Source organism: Nocardiopsis lucentensis DSM 44048 (genome assembly GCF_000341125.1).
GTDB classification, from domain to species: domain Bacteria; phylum Actinomycetota; class Actinomycetes; order Streptosporangiales; family Streptosporangiaceae; genus Nocardiopsis; species Nocardiopsis lucentensis.
Genome location: NZ_ANBC01000453.1, coordinates 1 through 18,528, shown reverse-complemented (window position 1 = coordinate 18,528; position 18,528 = coordinate 1). Strand labels below are relative to the sequence as shown.

The window sequence follows — 18,528 nt, the reverse complement described above, 5'->3', positions numbered from 1 at the left end:
GGGGGGAGCCGCCCCCCGCCGAGCCCGCCCCCGACGCGGGCTCGGGGGTGGCTGCTCCCGAACCGGAGCCCGCGAAGGACCCCACCCCCACGCCCACCGCCTCGGCCGAGCCGTCCGCTCCGACGGAGGAGGCCACCGCGACCGATGGTTGCTCCCCCGGCCGACCGGCCCCCTCCGAGGAGGCGAGCCCCGGACACGGCGAGAGCGAGGGGCAGACGTCCGACGAAGCCGGGACGGACGACTGCACCACCGCCGACGACGAACCCACGGACGAGAACACCGACGGAGCCACGGACGGCACCGGTGAGGACGGCGCCTCCGGGGACGACGGTTCGCAGGACACCGGAGGCGGCGACGAGCCCACCGACGACAGCACCGGCGGCAGCGGCACGGACGGCGGCACGGCGGAGACCCCGCAGAACTGACCGTGTTCCGCCAGGGCACGCACGAGGGGCGGCCACGGAATCGGATTCCGTGGCCGCCCCTCGTCGTCTTCGTGCCGGCTCCGGCCTCTCCCCTACTACCAGCGCCCGGTGCGCGCCTGGAGCACCGACAGCGCGGCCACCCCCGCGGTGGAGGTGCGCAGGACCGTCGGTCCCAGCAGCGCCGGCACCGCCCCGGCCTCGGCGAAGGCCTCGAGTTCGGCCTCGGAGAAACCGCCCTCGGGACCGACGACCAGGACGATCTCCGTTCCCTCACCGTCGGGAAGATCCATGTCGGCCAGGCGCTGGGCACCGTCCTCGTGCAGGACGACCGCGAGGTCGGCCTCGGCCAGCAGCTTCGCCACGGCCGCGCGGTCGGCCAAACCGGCCACCTCCGGCAGCCGCCCGCGCCGCGCCTGCTTGGCCGCCTCGCGGGCGGCGGCGCGCCACTTGCCCAGGGACTTGGCCGCCCGGTCGCCCTTCCATCGGGTGATACAGCGCTCGGCTGCCCAGGGGACGACCGCGTCCACCCCGGCCTCGGTCATCATCTCCACGGCCAGTTCCCCGCGGTCGCCCTTGGGCAGGGCCTGGACGACGGTCAGCCGCGGGCGGGGCTCAGGCTCCTCCCAGCGTTCGACCACCGCGCAGACGATCCCGTCCTTGGCGACCCCGGTCACCGTGCAACGGGCACGCCTTCCGAGTCCGTCGGACAGGTCCACCGTCTCACCCTCGCGGATCCGGCGCACGACGGCGGCGTGCCGCCCCTCGGGACCCGTGACCTCGACTCGGTCGGCCGCCAGTTCGGCGGTGTCGACCAGGAAGACCGCCGGGGTCACTTGGCTCCGAAGGCGTCGCGGATCTTGGCGAAGAAGCCGCCGTGGCCGGGGCTGAAGCGCCCGGGCGACTGGTCCTCACCACGCAGTTCGGCGAACTTGCGCAGCAGCGCCTCCTGCTCCTCGTCGAGCTTGGAGGGGGTCTCCACGTCGACGCGGATGCGCAGGTCACCGCGGCCTCCCCCGTCCAGGTGGGTGACGCCCTTGTTCGGCAGGGTGATGACGTGCCCGGAGTTGGTGCCGGGGCGCAGGTCGATGTTCTCCGTGCCGTCGAGGGTGTCGAAGGCGAAGGAGGCGCCCAGCGCGGCGGCGGTCATGGGCACGGTCACGGTGCAGTGCAGGTCGTCGCCCCGCCGTTCGAAGGTGGGGTGCGGGCGCTGGATGATCTCCAGGATGATGTCGCCGCGCGGCCCTCCGTTGGGGCCCACCTCACCCTCGCCCGCGAGTTGGATGCGGGTGCCGTCGTCGACGCCGGCCGGGATCTTCACCGTGCGGGTGACCTTCTCGCGCACCCGGCCCTCGCCCGCGCAGTCGGCGCAGGGGTCGGTGATGACCGTGCCCTGGCCCGAGCACTGAGGACAGGGGCGCGAGGTCATGACCTGGCCGAGGAAGGAACGCGTGACCTGGGAGACCTCGCCCTGGCCGTGGCACATCTCGCACGTGGTGCGGTGCGAACCCGCGGCCGTCCCCTCGCCCTGGCAGGTCTCGCACAGGATCGCCGTGGGGAAGGTGATGTCCTTGCTGACGCCGAAGGCGGTCTCCTTCAGGTCCAGCTCGACGCGGATCTTGATACTGCGTCCGCGGCGGACCCGTTCGCGCGGTCCGCGCGCGCCGGGCTGCCCGCCGCCGAAGAACGCGTTCATGATGTCGTCGAACGCGAAGCCGCCCGCGCCGCCGAAGCCTCCGGCGCCGCCGCCACCGGCCGGAGCGAAGGGGTCCTGGCCCATGTCGAACATCTGACGCTTGTTCTCGTCGGAGAGGACCTCGTAGGCCTGGGTCACCTCCTTGAAGCGCTCCTGGGTCGCGGGGTCGGGGTTGATGTCCGGGTGCAGCTCGCGCGCGAGCCGCCGGTACGCCTTCTTGATCTCGTCCTTGGACGCGTCACGACGCACCCCGAGAACCTGGTAATAGTCTCTGGCCACTGAGTTACTGTCCTGCCAAAATCTGTCCGACATACCGAGCCACCGCACGTACGGCGCCCATCGTTCCCGGGTAGTCCATCCGGGTGGGACCCACGACTCCGATCTTGGCCAGCGACTGGTTTCCCACGCCATAGTCGGCTGACACGATGGAGGTGGACCGCAGACCCTCGTGGAAGTTCTCCTCGCCGATGCGCACGGTCAGCATCGAAGGGTCCTTCGCCTCACCCAGCAAACGGATGAGGACCATGTTCTCTTCCAGCGCTTCCAACACGTCCCGCAGGCTGGCGGCGAAGTCCACCGCCGCGAGGTTGGCGGTGCCCGCCAGGACGATCTTCTCCTCATGGCGTTCCACGAGGCTCTCCAGCAGGATCGACAGCACCGACACCGCCATGTGCCGGTGCTCCGGGTCGACCTGCGCGGGCAGGGCGTCCACCGCGTCGGGGACGTCACCGAGGAGGCGTCCCGCGATGGCCCGGTTGAGCATGGCGCGCAGGTCGTTGACGGCGCTCTCACTCACCGAGCCCAGTCCGTCGATGACCCTCTGTTCGACCCTGCCCGTGTTGGTGATCACGACCATCATGAGCCGCGGGCCACCGAGGGGCACCAGTTCCACGTGTTGCACCGAGGAACGGGTCAGGGACGGGTACTGCACGATCGCGACCTGGCGCGTGAGCTGGGCCAGCAGACGCACCGTACGCGCGACGATCTCGTCGAGGTCCACCGCGCCCGTGNGGCCCCGCCGTTCGGCGGCCGAGAGCGGCTTGACCGAGGAGAGGCGGTCCACGAAGAGCCGGTAACCCTTGTCCGTGGGCACACGGCCGGCACTGGTGTGCGGCTGGGTGATGTAGCCGTCCTCCTCGAGGGCGACCATGTCGTTGCGGATGGTCGCGGGTGAAACCCCGAGGGGGTGCCGGTCCGCGAGGGCCTTGGAGCCAACGGGTTCGTTGGTGTTGACGAAGTCCTCGACGACGGCACGCAGGACCGCGAGCTTGCGCTCATCCAGCAACTCGCCACCTCCTGGCACTCCGTGGTCCTCAGTGCTAATTCTAAGCCCGGTCGCAAACGCGGTCTGCTACCCACCGGTAGTAACACCCCCGGCGGACCCCGATCTTCCCCGCCGGCCACGGCCCGGGTGCCGACCGCGCCGGGGAAGGCGGCACCGACCGCGTCGCGGGCCACACCAGTAGACTGCACGACCGTGGCACCTAAGGGAACCGGCCGCTACGGCCGTGACGTTCTGGCCGGGGACTGGCGTCGACCCAGGAGGCGGGAGATCCCCGAGACGCCCCTGAGCCGGGACCTGGTCGTGGAGGACGCGGAGGAGACGTTCTGCGGAGCCGTGGTGGCCTGGGACAAGGCGACCGTGACCCTGGAGGACCGGCACGGCCGCCGCCGGGTGTTCGATCTGGGACCGGCGGCGTTCCTGGTCGACGGGCAACCGGTCACGCTGGTGCGTCCCACGGCCGCGCCGAGGGGACCGCTGCGCAGCGCGTCGGGCTCGATCGCGGTGACGGACGCCAGGGCGCGCACCGCCCGGGAGAGCCGGATCTACGTCGAGGGCGCGCACGACGCCGAGCTCGTGGAGAAGGTCTGGGGGCACGACCTCCGCGTGGAGGGTGTGGCCGTAGAGTTCCTGGAGGGGGTCGACGACCTGCCCTCGATCGTCGCGGACTTCTCCCCCGGTCCCGGCCGTCGGTTGGGGGTCTTGGTGGACCACCTCGTCCCCGGCTCCAAGGAGAGCAGGATCACCGAACGGGTGCGCGGTGACCACGTCCTGGTGGCCGGTCACCCCTACGTCGACGTCTGGCAGGCGGTGCGCCCCCGAGCCCTGGGGATCGAGCGCTGGCCGGAGGTTCCGCGGGGGACGCCCTGGAAAGAGGGGGTCGTCCGCGCCCTGGGGTGGCGGATGGAGACCGGTGAGGCCTGGCGCCGGATCCTGGGCTCGGTACGCTCCTACGCCGACCTGGAGCCGTCGCTGCTCGGTCGGGTCGAGGAGCTCATCGACTTCGTCACGGGACCGCATCCGGGTGAACACTAGGATTTCAGTGCAGGCGACGGCGAGGACACCGCGTCCGGTCGTGCCGGTCGCCCGTCTCGGGCCCTCCCCGGTCGTCGGTACAGCCCCACAGACAACAACCGCCCCTCAGCAGCGGAGCCAAGGAAGAGCATGAGCGAGACCCCGACGAACCCCCCGTCCCCGGAGGACCCGCAGGGCCAGCAGCCCGCACAGCCCCAGGCGCCCGCCCAGCCCGGTCAGGCGCAGCCGTCGGGCGAGCAGTCCCCCTACGCGCCCCAGCCCGACCCCGCGCAGCAGGGGTACGTGCAGCCCCAGGCGTACCCGCAGCAGGCGTACGCGCCCCAGCCGGACGCGCAGTCCTCCGGAGCCCAGTCTCCGTACGCCCCGCAGCCGGAGGGCGGCCAGCCCTCGGGTGCCCAGGCGGCGTACGGACACCCGTCCGGTGGGCAGTCCCCCCACCCACCCCAGGTCGACCAGCAGGGCCCCCACCAGCAGCCCGCGCAGCAGCAGTTCCAGGGTCAGCCGGGACAGGAGCAGCAGCCGTCGGGCGGTCAGCCGGGCTTCGCACCACCGCCCGCCGCCCCGGGACAGCCGCAGCAGGGGTACGCCCAGCAGCCGCCCGTACCCCAGGGATACGCCCAGCCCGCGGCCGGGCAGTCGCCGTACGCGCCCCAGCCTGGCATGGCCCAGCCGGGCCAGCCCGTCCACGGCCAGCACTCCGGCGGCCACCCCTCCTACGCGCCCCAGCCCGACCCCGCGCAGCAGGGGTACGCGCAGCCCCAGGCGTACGCGCCCCAGCCCGACCCCGCGCAGCAGGCGTTCGCTCCGCATCCGGGACAGCCCGGCCAGCCCCAGCAGCCCCCGTTCCCGGGTGGTCCGGCCGCCTACGGGCAGCCCGGCGGCCAGGGGCCGGTGCCGATGGGCGGCGGAGACGACGGCACCCTGGTGTCGATGATGGCGCACCTGTCCGGGTTCGTGATCGCCTTCCTGGGCTGGATCCCCCCGCTGGCGATCTACCTGGCCAAGCGCAACCAGTCCCCGGTCGTGCGCCACCACGCGTCCGAGGCGGCGAATTTCCAGCTCACCCTGCTCATCCCCTACGTTTTCACCTGCGTGGTCTTCATCGGACTGGGTATCTTCTTCCCAGGGCTGGCCTGGATCGGCTCCGTACTGATCGCGCTGATCTGGATCCTCGCGATCGTCTTCGGGGTCATGGGAGCGTCCAGGGCCAACAAGGGGACCACGTACCGCTACCCGATGAGCATCCGTCTCCTGAAGTAGTCCCCCCGAGAGTGTCTGAGTGAGTCAGCACGAAGGGACACCGCCATGTCGCACCCGAACACACCACCTCCAGAGGAGCCCGACGACCGGGAGCGGCGGCGCCAAGGTCAGGAGGGCGGCGGCGGGCAGCCGCCTCCCGCCGGTCCGCGGGGCGACGAGCAGCCCGGGTACGGGCCTTCGCCGGGTACCCATCCGCCCGGCGGGGAAACCGGCTACGGTCCGCCTCCCGGTGGCCACGCTCCCGGAGGGCACCAGCAGGGCGGTTACCCTCCCGGCGGATACCCGCAGGGGGGCTACCAGCCCGGTGGATACCCGCAGGGCGGCTTCGAGCCCTCCTCGGCCACGACCGGCCAGCCCAACCAGGCCGAACGGCAGATGGGCCTGATCGCCCACCTGGGCGGCGGGTTGGCCGGTTTCTTCTTCTCGGGGTTCGGCTGGATCGTCCCGCTGATCGTGTTCCTCGTCAAGAAGGACGAGTCACCGTTCGTCCGCGACCAGTCGGTCCAGGCGCTCAACTTCCAGATCCTCGTCACGATCGGCATCGTGGTGTCCTGGCTGTTGACGATCGTGCTCATCGGCATACTGACGTGGGTTGTCGTCGCCGTGGTCTGCCTGGTCCTGGGGATCCTCGGCGGCGTGGCCGCCAACCGGGGCGAATGGTACCGCTACCCGTTCAACGTCAACTGGGTGAAGTAGTCCGTACCGCGCGGGTCAGGTCAGGTCCCGGACCACGGCGTCGGCGAGCAGGCGACCCCGGCGGGTCAGGACGGCGCGCCCGCCGTCGTGCGCGACGGCGTCGAGCAAACCCTCCGCCACGGCGTGCCTGGCCGCCGCACGCCCGTGCGGCTCCAACAGGTCCAGCGGGCACCCGTCCGCCACCCGCAGTTCCAGCAGGACGCGCTCGAAGCGGCGCTCCTCGGCCGTGAGCACCTCGCGCGCCTGGCCGGGACTCGATCCCGCCGCCAGGCGCGCGGCGTAGGCGGCGGGGTGTTTGACGTTCCACCAGCGGGTGCCGCCGACATGGCTGTGCGCGCCCGGGCCGACGCCCCACCAGTGGCCGCCGGTCCAGTACAGCAGGTTGTGCCTGCTGCGTCCCTCGGGGCTGCGCGCCCAGTTGGACACCTCGTAGGGGGTGAACCCGGCCTTGGCGAGGGCCTCGTCGGCCATGAGGTAACGGTCGGCCATGGTGTCGTCGTCGGGTTCGGCGAGTTCTCCCCGGCGAACTCGGGCGGCCAGGCGGGTGCCCTCCTCCACGATCAGCGAGTAGGCCGACACGTGGTCGGGCGCGGCCGAGATCGCGGCCTCCAGGGAAGCGGCCCAGTCGTCGTCGCCCTCGCCGGGGGTGCCGTAGATCAGGTCGAGGTTGACGTGCTCGAAGCCGGCCGCCCGGGCCCACTGGACGCACCGCTCCGGCCGCCCGGGGGTGTGCCCGCGCTCCAGAATCCTCAGCACGTGCGGTCGGGCGCTCTGCATTCCGAAGGAGACACGGGTGAACCCGGCCTCGCGCAGCCGCGCCAGATAACCGGGGTCGACGGTCTCCGGGTTGGCCTCCGTCGTCAGTTCGGCGTCGGCGGCCAGGCCGAAGCGGTCGCGGATCGCGGCGATGACCCGTCCCAGGTCCTCCGCGGGGAGCAGGGTCGGCGTCCCTCCGCCGACGAACACCGTGCTCACCTCGGGCCGGTCTCCGCTCAGGACGCGGTCGGCCAGCTCGACCTCGGCGACCGCCTGGTCGGCATAGGTTTCTCGGGAGGAGGTGGCGGTGCCGTCCCGCGAGACCAGTTCGTCGGCGGTGTAGGTGTTGAAGTCGCAGTAGCCGCAGCGCGTGACGCAGAACGGCACGTGAACGTAGAACCCGAGCGGTCGGTCGCCGAGCTCGGCGAGTGAGGGAGCGGGCAGGTCCCCGGTCCGCGGGACGGGATCGCCATCGAGGGCAACGGAAGGCATACCTCCAGTGTCGCCGACCCGGAGGCGTGTTTCCTACGGCCTCGCGGGCTCGCGCGGCTCACACGCGCGGGGACGCCTCCCGGGCGGTTCGGGAGCCGTCCACGGTACGCGCCTCCGCGGGAGAGGCCACCCTGGCCTGGACGGGGGCGCTGGCGCGGGGCGAGGCGACGGCCGTGGAACCGCGCACGATCAGCTCCGGGTCGAAGAGGTACTCGGTGTGGGAGACGGGGTGTCCGGCGATCTCGTCGCACAGCGCGCGGACCGCGGCCAGCGCCATCGCGTTGACCGGCTGGCGGACCGTGGTCAGCGGCGGGTCGGTGAACGCGATGAGCTGGGAGTCGTCGTAGCCGACCACGGAGAAGTCCTCGGGGACGCGCAGCCCGCGCTGGCGGGCGGCGCGGATGGCGCCCAGGGCCATCATGTCGGAGCCGCAGACCATCGCGGTGACGCCGCGCTCGATGAGCCGGGTGGCCGAGGCGTGGCCGCCCTCGACGCCGAACAGGGACAGTTCCACCAGGTCGTCGCCGTCCAGGCCGTGCTGGGCCAGCGCCTGGCGGTAGCCGTCGAGCTTGCGACGGACGGGGACGTAGCGCTCGGGGCCGCTGGTGAAACCGATCCGCGTGTGTCCCAGGGCGACCAGGTGGTTGACGGCCTGGCGGCCCGCCTCCCGGTCGTCGCAGGAGATGAAGGCGGCGGGGACGGTGTCGGCGTACCCGTTCACGAGCACGATGGGCAGGCGGCGGGTGACGAGGGCCTGGTAGCGCTCGTGGGAGGAGGAGGTGTCGGCGTGGCGGCCGGAGACGAAGAGGATGCCGGAGACGTTGCGCTCCAGCAGGAGCTCCACGTACTCGTCCTCCGTTATCCCGCCGGGGGTCTGGGTGCACAGGACGGGGGTGTAGCCGCGCTGGGCGAGGGCGCCCTCGGCCGCCTGGGCGAACATCGGGAAGACCGGGTTCTCCAGCTCCGGGATGACCATCCCGACGAGCCCCGCCGAGCGCTGCCGCAGCCGCGCGGGCCGCTCGTAGCCGAGGACGTCCAGTGCCGTCAGGACAGCCTTGCGGGTGTCGCTGCCGACGCCGGGCTTGTCGTTGAGCACCCGCGAGACCGTCGCCTCGCTGACGCCTGCGTGCCGCGCGATGTCGGCAAGTCGTGGACCCATGCGGACAACTCTAGTCGAGATCGTCGTCACACGGACGCAAGTAAGCGGTAATCTTGCGCAAGAAGTTGCAGACGCCCACTGGGAAGGACCCCCGTTTCATGGAGCTCCAGGCACACTGGTGGCGCGACGCCGCCATCTACCAGATCTACGTGCGCAGCTTCGCCGACTCCAACGGCGACGGGGAGGGCGACCTGGCCGGCATCCGCGAGCGCCTCCCCCACCTCTCCGAACTGGGGGTCGACGCGATCTGGCTGACGCCCTTCTACGTCTCCCCGCTCGCCGACGGAGGCTACGACGTCGCCGACTACCGCGACGTCGACCCGCGCTTCGGCACTCTGGAGGACTTCGACGCCCTGCTCGCGGCCGCCCACGACCTCGACCTCCGCGTGATCATCGACATCGTGCCCAACCACTCCTCGTCGGCGCACCGCTGGTTCCGCGAGGCCGTGGCCGCCGAACCGGGCAGCCCCGAGCGGGCCCGCTACCTGTTCCGGGACGGCCTGGGCCCCGACGGCGAGCAGCCGCCCAACAACTGGAAGTCGATCTTCGGCGGCCCGGCCTGGACCCGCCTGAAGCGCCCCGACGGCACACCCGAGCAGTGGTACCTGCACCTGTTCGACGCCGAACAGCCCGACTTCGACTGGACCAACCCGGAGGTCCACGACGAGTTCGACGACGTGCTGCGGTTCTGGCTGGAGCGCGGCGTGGACGGGTTCCGCATCGACGTCGCGCACGGCATGGTCAAGGACCCGGCCCTGCCCGACATCGCCGAGAACGCCAAGGCCGACCTGCTCGACGGCAGCACGACCCTGCCCTACTTCGACCAGGACGGCGTACACGAGATCTACCGCCGCTGGGCGGCGATCGTCGCCGAGTACCCCGGTGACCGCGCCATGGTGGCCGAGGCGTGGGTGGAGGACGCCGACCGGATCGCCCGCTACCTGCGCCCCGACGAGCTGCACCAGGCGTTCAACTTCGAGTACCTGACCGCGCCGTGGGAGGCCGGTCGCCTGCGGGAGGTCGTCGACCGCTCGCTGGCCGCCAACGGCGCGGTGGGGGCTCCGAGCACGTGGGTGCTGTCCAACCACGACGTGACCCGCCACGTGACCCGCTTCGGCGGGGGCGAGCAGGGGCTGCGCAGAGCACGCGCCGCCACGCTCCTCATGCTGGCCCTTCCCGGCTCGGTCTACCTGTACCAGGGCGAGGAGCTGGGACTTCCCGAGGTCACGGACCTGCCCGAGGACGCGCTGCAGGACCCGACGTGGGAGCGTTCGGGCCGCACCGAACGCGGCCGCGACGGTTGCCGGGTGCCGCTGCCGTGGACGGAGGGACCCTCACCCTGTGGTTTCGGCCCCGAGGGCTCCGAGCCGTGGCTGCCACTGCCGGAGGGGTGGGGCGGGCTCTCCCGCGCCTCCCAGCGCGGTGTCGAGGGTTCGACGCTGGAGCTGTACAGGCACGCGCTGCGGTTGCGGCGTGAGCTGGAGGCGCTCGGCGACGGCCCCATGACCTGGCTGGACGCTCCGGAGAACGTGCTGTACTTCGAGCGTGAACCGGGTGTGCGGTGCGCGGTCAACCTCGGCGAGGAGCCGGCGGAGATCGCGGCCGACGGCGAGGTGCTCGCCGCCAGCGGCACGGTGGAGGGCCCCTCCGGTGGCTCTCTGACGCTGCCCGGCGACACGGCCGTGTGGATCCGGGCCTAGCCACTCACTGTGCGGGTGCGGCGCCGAACACGGGTCCCGTCGTTCGGCGCCGCACCCGGCGTCCCCTCCGCTCCACCCGGTACACCCGGTCCCCACAACGTGGAGCGATGACCAATGGTCACTCATATGTCACCGAACGTCGTTGCTCCATCAGTCTGTTTCCCGGACGTTTCCGCATCTTTATCCACGAGGCCTGCAAAACCTTTCATTCTTTGCAAGTTATTGCTAATGTCACATCACCGCGCATGATGTGACACACCAGGCTCCCGGCCCAACATGTGCGCGCCCCCATCTGTACGGCCTCTCGGAGGGAAGACACCATGAGATTCCGCAGCGCACCGGCGTTCGCAGGTCTCGCCGCGATCGCCCTGGCGGCGACCGCCTGCGGCGGCGACACGGGTGACGGCGGTGAGACCACGGCCCAGGGAGAACTCGTCGTCTGGACCGACCCCGAGCGCGCCGACGCCGTCCAGGCCGCGGCCGAGCAGTTCTCCGAGGCCAACGGCATCAACGTGAGCGTGGACAGCGTGGCCTTCGAGGACATGCAGGGGGACGTGCTCAACGCCCACCAGGCCGGCAACGCCCCGGACATCTTCATCGGCGCCCACGACTGGACCGGCAACCTGGTGCGCAACGGCGCCGTCCAGCCCATCGAGCTCCCCCAGGACCGGGCGGCCCTGCTCGACGAGACCTCCCTGGAGGCCATGTCGTTCGACGGGCAGCTCTTCGGTGTCCCCTACGCCCAGGAGAACCTCTTCCTGCTGCGCAACACCGCGCTCGCACCGGACGCCCCGCAGACCTTCGAGGACATGGTCGAGGTCGGCTCCCAGCTCAAGGAGGACGGCGAGGTCAGCGAGGTCCTGTCCATGGCGGTCGGCCAGGAGGGCGACCCCTACCGGATGAACACCCTGTTCACCTCCGCCGGCGGCTACCTCTTCGGGCAGGACGACACCGGCACCTGGGACCCGAGCGACCTCGGCGTCGGCACCGACGAGTCGATCGAGGCCATGGAGCAGATCGCCGAGTACGGCGAGGCGGGCGAGGGCGTGATCCGCCGCTCCATCACCATCCAGAACTACGCCAGCCTGTTCTTCGACGAGGAGGCGGCCTTCCTCGTCGCGGGCCCGTGGGACCTGGCCGGCGCCGACGAGTCCGGGATCGACTACGCGATCAGCCCCGTCCCGGGCTTCACGGACGGCGGCCCCGCCCAGCCCTACATCGGCTACCAAGGCTTCTTCGTGACCGAGGGCAGCGCCAACTCCGCGCTCGCCGAGGAGTTCGTGACCACCCTCGTCACCGACACCGACTTCATCCTCGGCCTGTACGAGGTCGACCCGCGCGTCCCGGTCCAGACCGACGCCCTGGAGAGCGTCTCCACGGACGACCCCAACGTCGCCGCGATCTCCGAGGCGGGCGCCGAGGGCATGCCGATGCCGTCCATCCCGGAGATGGGTGAGACCTGGCAGCCTCTGGGCGTCGCGCAGGCCGAGATCATCGGCGGCGGGGACGTGCGCGAGGCGATGGAGGCCGCGGCGCAGACGATCTCCGAGCAGATCGGCGAGTAGTCGTGACGGTCTCCGGTTCCGACAAGGAGGGCGCCCCCGAGCAGGGGGCGCCCGCCCGCCCGTCCCCCTCCACCACCCTCGACGGACGCCCTCGGCGCGGTGTCTCCCGGCCACCGCTGCCGGGCGGGCGCTGGGCCGGCGACGGGTCGCTGGCGGGACGGGTCGTCAAGATCGGCCTGTTGGGGCTGTTCACCGCCCTGGGCGTGTGGGCGGTACTCCCCCTCTACCTCGGCGGCAACTGGCTCGGCATCGGGCTGGTCCTCGCCGTGCTGGGCCTCGTCTACTACGTCTACCTGTCCAAGCGCACGGTCCCGGCCAAGTACCTGGTGCCCGGGGTGCTGTTCCTGATGGCCTTCCAGATCCTCCCGGTGCTCTACACGATGAGCACCTCCGTGACCAACATGAGTGACGGTCACCGCGGAGACAAGGAGCAGGCGATCAACTCCATCGAGTCGATGTCCGTGACCCGCACGGCCGACTCCGAGGAGTACGCCCTGACGGTCGCCACCACGGGCGACCCCGAGACGGGATCGCTGGTCTTCCTGCTCACCGACCCCGAGGGGGCGACCTACGCCGGAACGACCGACGGTCTCGAGGACCTCGGCGGCGCCACCGTCGACCCGGCCTCCGGCAAGGTCACCGAGGCGTTCGGCTACACGATCCTCACCCCGGCCCAGGTCAACACACGCAGCGACGAACTGGAGGAGTTCGCGGTCCCGACCGACAGCGGTGCGGGCATCCGCTCCAGCGGACTGTCGACCGCCTTCGAGGGGAGCGCCGTCCGCGTCTACGACGCCGAGTGCGACTGCGTGACCGACACCGAGACCGGCCGGGTCTACACCGCCGACGACGAGCTCGGCGCGTTCGTCGACGAGGAGGGCGACCGGCTCCCGCAGGGCTGGCAGGTGAACGTGGGCCTGGACAACTTCGCCCGCTTCCTGCTCAACCCGTCCTTCGCCGCGTCGTTCTTCGGCATCCTGGTGTGGAACATCGTCTTCGCCGTCTCCGTGACGTTCCTGGTCTTCGTGGTGGGCCTGGCCGTGGCGCTGACCCTGCACGTGCCCCGCATGCGTGGCAAGGTCCTGTACCGCATCCTGGTGGTCCTGCCCTACGCCATGAGTTCGCTGGCCATGTACCTGCTGTGGCGGGACATGTTCAACACCGACTTCGGGCTGTTCAACCGCATGCTCGGGCTCGACGTGGACTGGTTCGGCACCCCGTGGAGCGCACGCGCCGCCGTCATCCTCACCAACGTGTGGCTCGGCTATCCGTACATGTTCCTCGTGGCCACGGGCGCGCTCCAGGCCATCCCGCGCGAACTGCAACAGGCGGCGCGCATCGACGGCGCGAACGCCTGGCAGTCCTTCCGGCACGTCACGCTGCCCCTGCTCATGGTGGCGATGACCCCGATCCTGGTCGCCGTGTTCGCGTTCAACTTCAACAACTTCAACGCCGTGTGGCTGCTGACCCGCGGCGGCCCGCTCTTCGCCGACAACTCCACGGCCGGCGCGACGGACCTGCTCATCACCTACACGTACCGGTTGGCGTTCAACGAGGCCACCGCCCAGTACGGGTACGCGGCCGCGCTGTCGGTGATGATCTTCGTCATCGTCTCGGTGATCTCCGTGGTGAGCCTGTGGCGGAGCCGGGCACTCAAGGAGGTGAACTGATGACGGCGAGCATCGGGCCGACGGCGCCGACCCGCTACCGGCGCACCGCGGCGGCTGGCTTCGCCCTGTGGGTCACCCGCCTGGGCTGGCGGCACGCGGTCATGTGGCTGGTCGCGGTCTTCGCGCTCTTCCCCGTGCTGTTCGTGGTCTCGGCCGCGCTCAACCCGGTGGGAACACTGAGCAGCGCCGAGCTGTGGCCGACGGGGGCGAGCCTGGGCAACGCGCGGGACCTGTTCCAGAACACGCCGTTCACCACGTGGTACGCGAACTCGCTGTTCTTCGCGCTCACCAACGCCGCGGTGACGGTACTGCTGTCGGCTCTGGCGGCGTACGCGTTCAGCCGGATGCGGTTCAAGGGGCGCCGGGTGGGGCTGATCGGGCTCCTGGTGATCCAGATGTTCCCGCAGTTCCTGGCGATCGTGGCGATCTACCTGATGTTCTCCACCCTCGGCGAGTACTACCCCGCGATCGGGTTCGACACCCGCTGGGGGCTGCTGCTCGTGTACCTCGGAGGCGCGCTCAGCATCAACACGTGGCTGATGAAGGGGTTCTTCGACACCGTCCCCAAGGAGCTGGACGAGTCGGCCCAGATGGACGGGGCCACCCACGCGCAGGTGTTCTTCCGCATCATGCTCCCGCTGGTCACGCCGGTCCTGGCGATCGTGGCGCTGCTGGTGTTCATCGCCACCATCAACGAGTTCCTGATGGCGAGCGTGTTCCTGCGCGACACGGACTCCAAGACGCTGGGGCTGGGGCTGTACCAACTGGTGGCCTCACAGCGCAACGCCAACTTCGGGATGTTCGCCGTGGGCGCGATCATGCTGTCCCTGCCGACGCTGGCGGTGTTCTGGTTCCTCCAGCGGTTCATCACCGAGGGTCTGACCTCGGGAGCCGTCAAGGGCTGAGGGGCACCGGCCCCACGCGTGAGGGGGAGCGTCCCGTGCGGGACGCTCCCCCTTTCCCGTTCTCGCCGCCTCGCGGGCTCGGCCGTGTGACGCCCCGTGTCCGCCGCTCCGGCGGACACGGGGCCGAGGACCTACTTCTTCTTCTTGTCCTCGCCGCCGGAGTCGGTGGACAGGGCGGAGATGAAGGCCTCCTGGGGGACCTCCACGCGGCCGACCATCTTCATGCGCTTCTTGCCCTCCTTCTGCCGCTCCAGCAGCTTGCGCTTACGGCTGATGTCACCGCCGTAGCACTTGGCGAGCACGTCCTTGCGGATGGCGCGGATGTTCTCCCGGGCGATCACGCGGGCGCCGATGGCCGCCTGGACGGGCACCTCGAACTGCTGCCGCGGGATGAGTTCGCGCAGCTTCTTGGTCATCTCGACGCCGTACGCGTACGCCTTCTCCTTGTGCACGATCGCCGAGAAGGCGTCCACCGCCTCACCCTGGAGCAGGATGTCCACCTTGACCAGATCGGACTCCTGCTCGCCGGTGGGCTCGTAGTCGAGCGAGGCGTAGCCCTTGGTGCGCGACTTCAGGTGGTCGAAGAAGTCGAAGACGATCTCGGCCATGGGCAGCGTGTACCGCATCTCCACGCGGTCCTCGGACAGGTAGTCCATGCCGTGGAGGTTGCCGCGCCGGTCCTGGCACAGCTCCATGATCTGGCCGATGTAGTCGGACGGGCTGAGCACCGTCCCCTTGACGACGGGCTCGAAGATCCTGGCGATCTTCCCGGTGGGGAACTCGCTGGGGTTGGTCACCACGTGCTCGGTGCCGTCCTCCATCTCCACGCGGTAGATCACGTTGGGCGCGGTGGAGATGAGGTCGAGGTTGAACTCGCGCTCCAGTCGGGCGCGGGTGATCTCCAGGTGCAGCAGACCGAGGAAACCGCAGCGGAAACCGAACCCGAGCGCGGCGGAGGTCTCCGGCTCGAACGCCAGCGAGGCGTCGTTGAGCTGGAGCTTCTCCAGGGCGTCGCGCAGCACCGGGTAGTCGGTGCCCTCGATCGGGTACAGGCCGGAGAAGACCATCGGCTTGGGTTCCTGGTACCCGGCGAGCATGTCGGTCGCGGGCTGGTTCAGGGAGGTGATCGTGTCACCGACCTTGGACTGGCGCACGTCCTTGACACCCGTGATGATGTAGCCGACCTCGCCGACGCCCAGGCCGTCGCACTTGCGCGGCTCGGGCGAGCTGACGCCGATCTCCAGGATCTCGTGGGAGGCCTTGGTCGACATCATCTGGATGCGCTCGCGGGGGCTGAGCTTGCCGTCGACCACCCTGACGTAGGTGACGACGCCGCGGTAGGTGTCGTAGACGGAGTCGAAGATCATGGCCCGGGCGGGCGCGTCGGCGTCGCCGACGGGCGCCGGCACCTGGTTGACGATCTCGTTGAGGAGCTCCTCGACGCCCTCACCGGTCTTGGCGCTGACCTTGAGCACGTCGGAGGGTTCGCAGCCGATGATCCCGGCGAGCTCCTCGGCGTACTTCTCCGGCTGCGCGGCCGGGAGGTCGATCTTGTTGAGCACCGGGATGATGGTGAGGTCGTTCTCCAGCGCCATGTAGAGGTTGGCGAGGGTCTGCGCCTCGATGCCCTGCGCGGCGTCCACCAGCAGGATGGCGCCCTCGCAGGCGGCCAGCGAGCGCGACACCTCGTAGGTGAAGTCGACGTGGCCGGGGGTGTCGATCAGGTCGAGCGTGTACGTCTTGTCGTCGAGGGCGGTGAAGGGGATCCGCACCGCCTGCGACTTGATGGTGATACCGCGCTCGCGCTCGATGTCCATGCGGTCCAGGTACTGGGCGCGCATCTGACGATCCTCGACGACCCCGGTGATCTGGAGCATCCGGTCGGCCAGCGTCGACTTGCCATGGTCGATGTGCGCGATGATGCAGAAGTTGCGGATCAGCGCGGGATCGGTCCAGTTCGGCTGTGCCACCGTGCTCCGTTCACAGGTTGGGTCCGGGTCCCGGGCGGGCCGTGGGCTCCGCCCCGCCGCGGCTCGGTCCGACGGCGTCGTCCATCATCCCACGGGGACGGGGTCGTCCTCTCCGTGGACGGTCGCGGCCCGTACGGCAGTATGGGCCGCGGGTTCGGGACCGGTGTCCAGATTATGCGACGTGGGGCCGGGAACGGGCCGTCGGGAGGCGTGCCGAGCGCGCGGAGGCGAGAACCGGGAGGAAACGGTCCGTTGAGGTGGCTTCTGACACGGGTACTGGCCGGGCTGGCAGCCCTCGCGGTGCTGCTGGTGGGAGCGGCGGCGCTCCTGGGATACCAGTTCACGGGCGAGCCCGCGCCGTGGGCGGCGTCGCAGGGCGCCGACGCGGCGTGGGTGGGTTCGTGGGAGGACACGGGCGCCCTGGACGCCCTGCTGACGACCGGCGGCGTGGACACGCTGTACGTGTACGCGGGTGACATCGGCGCCGACGGGAGCGTCGAACGCGAGCCCGGTACCGCGGACCTGCTGTCGTGGCTGGCGGCCGAGCACCCGGACGTACGGGCACTGGCGTGGCTCCGGCACGTGACGGAGGGCTCCTCACTGGTCAGAGACCGGTTCGACGAGGAGGCCGGGGCGACGCTGGCGGCCGGGGCCGCCGAGGTCGCCGCGGACGGTTTCGCCGGTCTGCACCTGGAGATCCGGCCCGTGACCGTCAACGACCCCTCGGTACCGGATCTGATGGGCGTGGTGCGGGAGGCTCTGGGCGAGGACGCGGTGTTCTCGGTCCAGGCCCAGCACGTCGAACTGGTACCGGGCGGGCGTGTGCCGTCGTTCGTGACCGAGGGCGAGGAGAAGTACTGGTCGGCGGGGTACCTGGACCGGGTGACCGAACACGCGGACGAGGTCGTCCTGCCGGGCGTGGGCGCCGACATGCCCATGGACGTGCTGTACGGGGGGTTCATGGTGCGCCAGGTGACCGAGGGGGTGGGGGCTCTGGCGGACCGGGACGAGGTGACGGTGCGGTTCGGGCTGCCGGCCCACACGAGTGGGGACTGGGGGCCGGTCGAGGACACCGAGTCGATCGGGACCGCGCTCACCGGGATCCGTCTGGGGATGACGCGCGTGGAGCCGCCGGAGGGAATGACCCTGGGCGTGGCGCTGTACGTGGCGGACGAGGCCGACGCGGAGGACCTGGCGGCCTACACGGCGGGGTGGCTGCTCTCCTAGGGCGGACCGGTTCCGATGGGAACGGGAGCGCACGGGGATGCACGAAGTGGTGCGCGCGTGCGGCATACTGGAAGTCCGTGTCTCGGACCTCCGCGTTCATTCGAGCCCTGAGGACTCACACACCCTGTGTCGGCGCCCACGCTGGCCGCTCGTGGTACGGCTGCCCACGAGCTGAGCCGCTGGTCGGACCGGCGCGATGATCAAGATTAACTGGAGCACGTTTTCGCATGGCGAACATCAAGTCGCAGAAGAAGCGCATTCGGCAGAACGAGAAGGCTCGTGTCCGCAACCAGGCGGTGCGCTCTTCGCTGAAGACGGCCATCCGCAGGTTCCGTGAGGCCGCCGAGGCCGGCAACGTCGAGCAGGCCGTCGTCGCCCAGCGCGCCGCCGCGCGTGCGCTGGACAAGGCGCACAGCAAGGGCGTCATCCACAAGAACCAGGCCGCGAACCGCAAGAGCGCGATCGCCCAGCGCCTGCACCAGCTTCAGTCCGCCTAGGGCTGAACCCTGACGAGGGGCCCGGTCCGGCGAGCTCGCCGGACCGGGCCCCTCGTCGTTCCCGGCGGCGGACGGTCCCGGGTGGGACGCGGAGTTATCCACACAAGGAAATTGGGCGCTGACACCGCGTAGGCGCCTTCCTAACGTTGGGGACATGACCCTTCAGCGCCGTGTCCGACGCCACTCCTGCGACCCA

General features: G+C 70.6%; 16 protein-coding genes and 1 pseudogene. 10 read left to right on the top strand and 7 right to left on the bottom strand.

Annotation, left to right across the window (positions count from 1 at the left end; translation table 11 throughout):
* Window positions 1-425: pseudogene (locus D471_RS40230) on the top strand (hypothetical protein); the annotation flags it as partial.
* Between the two features lie 95 nt (window positions 426-520).
* On the opposite strand, the gene D471_RS0115980 reads toward D471_RS40230, so the two are convergent.
* Genes D471_RS0115980 through hrcA form a run of 3 tightly spaced genes read right to left on the bottom strand, consistent with a single transcriptional unit; the run spans window position 521 to window position 3,403 of the window.
* Window positions 521-1,258 (bottom strand): 16S rRNA (uracil(1498)-N(3))-methyltransferase, encoded by a 738-nt coding sequence (locus D471_RS0115980; protein ID WP_017599552.1) that lies wholly within the window; start codon window positions 1,256-1,258, stop codon window positions 521-523.
* Complete coding sequence (gene dnaJ / locus D471_RS0115975; protein WP_026127778.1) at window positions 1,255-2,397, bottom strand: molecular chaperone DnaJ; 1,143 nt, start codon at window positions 2,395-2,397, stop codon at window positions 1,255-1,257. The genes D471_RS0115980 and dnaJ overlap by 4 nt, the downstream gene beginning before the upstream one ends.
* A 4-nt stretch (window positions 2,398-2,401) precedes the next feature.
* On the bottom strand, window positions 2,402-3,403 hold the full coding sequence (gene hrcA / locus D471_RS0115970) for a heat-inducible transcriptional repressor HrcA (protein WP_017599550.1): 1,002 nt from the start codon (window positions 3,401-3,403) through the stop codon (window positions 2,402-2,404).
* A gap of 192 nt (window positions 3,404-3,595) precedes the next feature.
* Between hrcA and D471_RS0115965 the strand changes: the two genes are divergently transcribed.
* Window positions 3,596-4,435, top strand: coding sequence for a DUF3097 domain-containing protein (locus tag D471_RS0115965; RefSeq protein ID WP_026127777.1), 840 nt, complete (start codon window positions 3,596-3,598; stop codon window positions 4,433-4,435).
* A 105-nt stretch (window positions 4,436-4,540) separates the two neighbouring features.
* Here the strand turns inward: D471_RS0115965 and D471_RS39535 are convergent, their stop codons facing one another.
* The gene (locus tag D471_RS39535) at window positions 4,541-5,377 is read right to left on the bottom strand and encodes a hypothetical protein (protein WP_152486333.1); all 837 of its coding nucleotides are present in this window, start codon (window positions 5,375-5,377) and stop codon (window positions 4,541-4,543) included.
* Between D471_RS39535 and D471_RS0115960 the strand changes: the two genes are divergently transcribed.
* Both D471_RS0115960 and D471_RS0115955 read left to right on the top strand, forming a co-directional pair.
* A complete protein-coding gene (locus tag D471_RS0115960) occupies window positions 5,366-5,695 on the top strand; it encodes a DUF4870 domain-containing protein (RefSeq protein WP_040689877.1) in 330 nt (109 codons plus the stop codon). The genes D471_RS39535 and D471_RS0115960 overlap by 12 nt on opposite strands.
* 45 nt (window positions 5,696-5,740) lie before the next feature.
* Window positions 5,741-6,391 (top strand): DUF4870 domain-containing protein, encoded by a 651-nt coding sequence (locus D471_RS0115955; RefSeq protein WP_026127775.1) that lies wholly within the window; start codon window positions 5,741-5,743, stop codon window positions 6,389-6,391.
* 15 nt (window positions 6,392-6,406) lie between these two features.
* Here D471_RS0115955 and hemW read toward each other — a convergent pair whose 3' ends face one another.
* Complete coding sequence (hemW, locus tag D471_RS0115950) at window positions 6,407-7,639, bottom strand: radical SAM family heme chaperone HemW (protein ID WP_017599547.1); 1,233 nt, start codon at window positions 7,637-7,639, stop codon at window positions 6,407-6,409.
* Window positions 7,640-7,697: 58 nt separating this feature from the next.
* Window positions 7,698-8,798, bottom strand: coding sequence for a LacI family DNA-binding transcriptional regulator (locus tag D471_RS0115945; protein ID WP_017599546.1), 1,101 nt, complete (start codon window positions 8,796-8,798; stop codon window positions 7,698-7,700).
* Window positions 8,799-8,896: 98 nt separating this feature from the next.
* Here D471_RS0115945 and D471_RS0115940 point away from each other — a divergent pair, with 98 nt between their 5' ends.
* From D471_RS0115940 to D471_RS0115925, 4 genes are all read left to right on the top strand, one after another.
* Complete coding sequence (locus D471_RS0115940) at window positions 8,897-10,498, top strand: glycoside hydrolase family 13 protein (protein ID WP_017599545.1); 1,602 nt, start codon at window positions 8,897-8,899, stop codon at window positions 10,496-10,498.
* A 320-nt stretch (window positions 10,499-10,818) separates the two neighbouring features.
* Entirely contained in the window at window positions 10,819-12,063 is a 1,245-nt protein-coding gene (locus D471_RS0115935) for a sugar ABC transporter substrate-binding protein (RefSeq protein ID WP_017599544.1), read from the top strand.
* Window positions 12,064-12,065: 2 nt separating this feature from the next.
* Window positions 12,066-13,733, top strand: a complete 1,668-nt coding sequence (locus D471_RS0115930) for an ABC transporter permease subunit (protein ID WP_017599543.1) — start codon at window positions 12,066-12,068, stop codon at window positions 13,731-13,733.
* Window positions 13,733-14,638 (top strand): sugar ABC transporter permease, encoded by a 906-nt coding sequence (locus D471_RS0115925; protein ID WP_017599542.1) that lies wholly within the window; start codon window positions 13,733-13,735, stop codon window positions 14,636-14,638. The genes D471_RS0115930 and D471_RS0115925 overlap by 1 nt, the downstream gene beginning before the upstream one ends.
* Before the next feature lie 131 nt (window positions 14,639-14,769).
* Here the strand turns inward: D471_RS0115925 and lepA are convergent, their stop codons facing one another.
* A complete protein-coding gene (gene lepA / locus D471_RS0115920) occupies window positions 14,770-16,608 on the bottom strand; it encodes a translation elongation factor 4 (RefSeq protein ID WP_017599541.1) in 1,839 nt (612 codons plus the stop codon).
* Between the two features lie 252 nt (window positions 16,609-16,860).
* Here lepA and D471_RS0115915 point away from each other — a divergent pair, with 252 nt between their 5' ends.
* Together D471_RS0115915 and rpsT are read left to right on the top strand one after the other, a co-directional pair.
* Window positions 16,861-17,835, top strand: a complete 975-nt coding sequence (locus D471_RS0115915) for a hypothetical protein (protein WP_017599540.1) — start codon at window positions 16,861-16,863, stop codon at window positions 17,833-17,835.
* 227 nt (window positions 17,836-18,062) lie between these two features.
* Entirely contained in the window at window positions 18,063-18,332 is a 270-nt protein-coding gene (gene rpsT, locus D471_RS0115910; protein ID WP_017599539.1) for a 30S ribosomal protein S20, read from the top strand.
* Window positions 18,333-18,528: the final 196 nt, after the last annotated feature.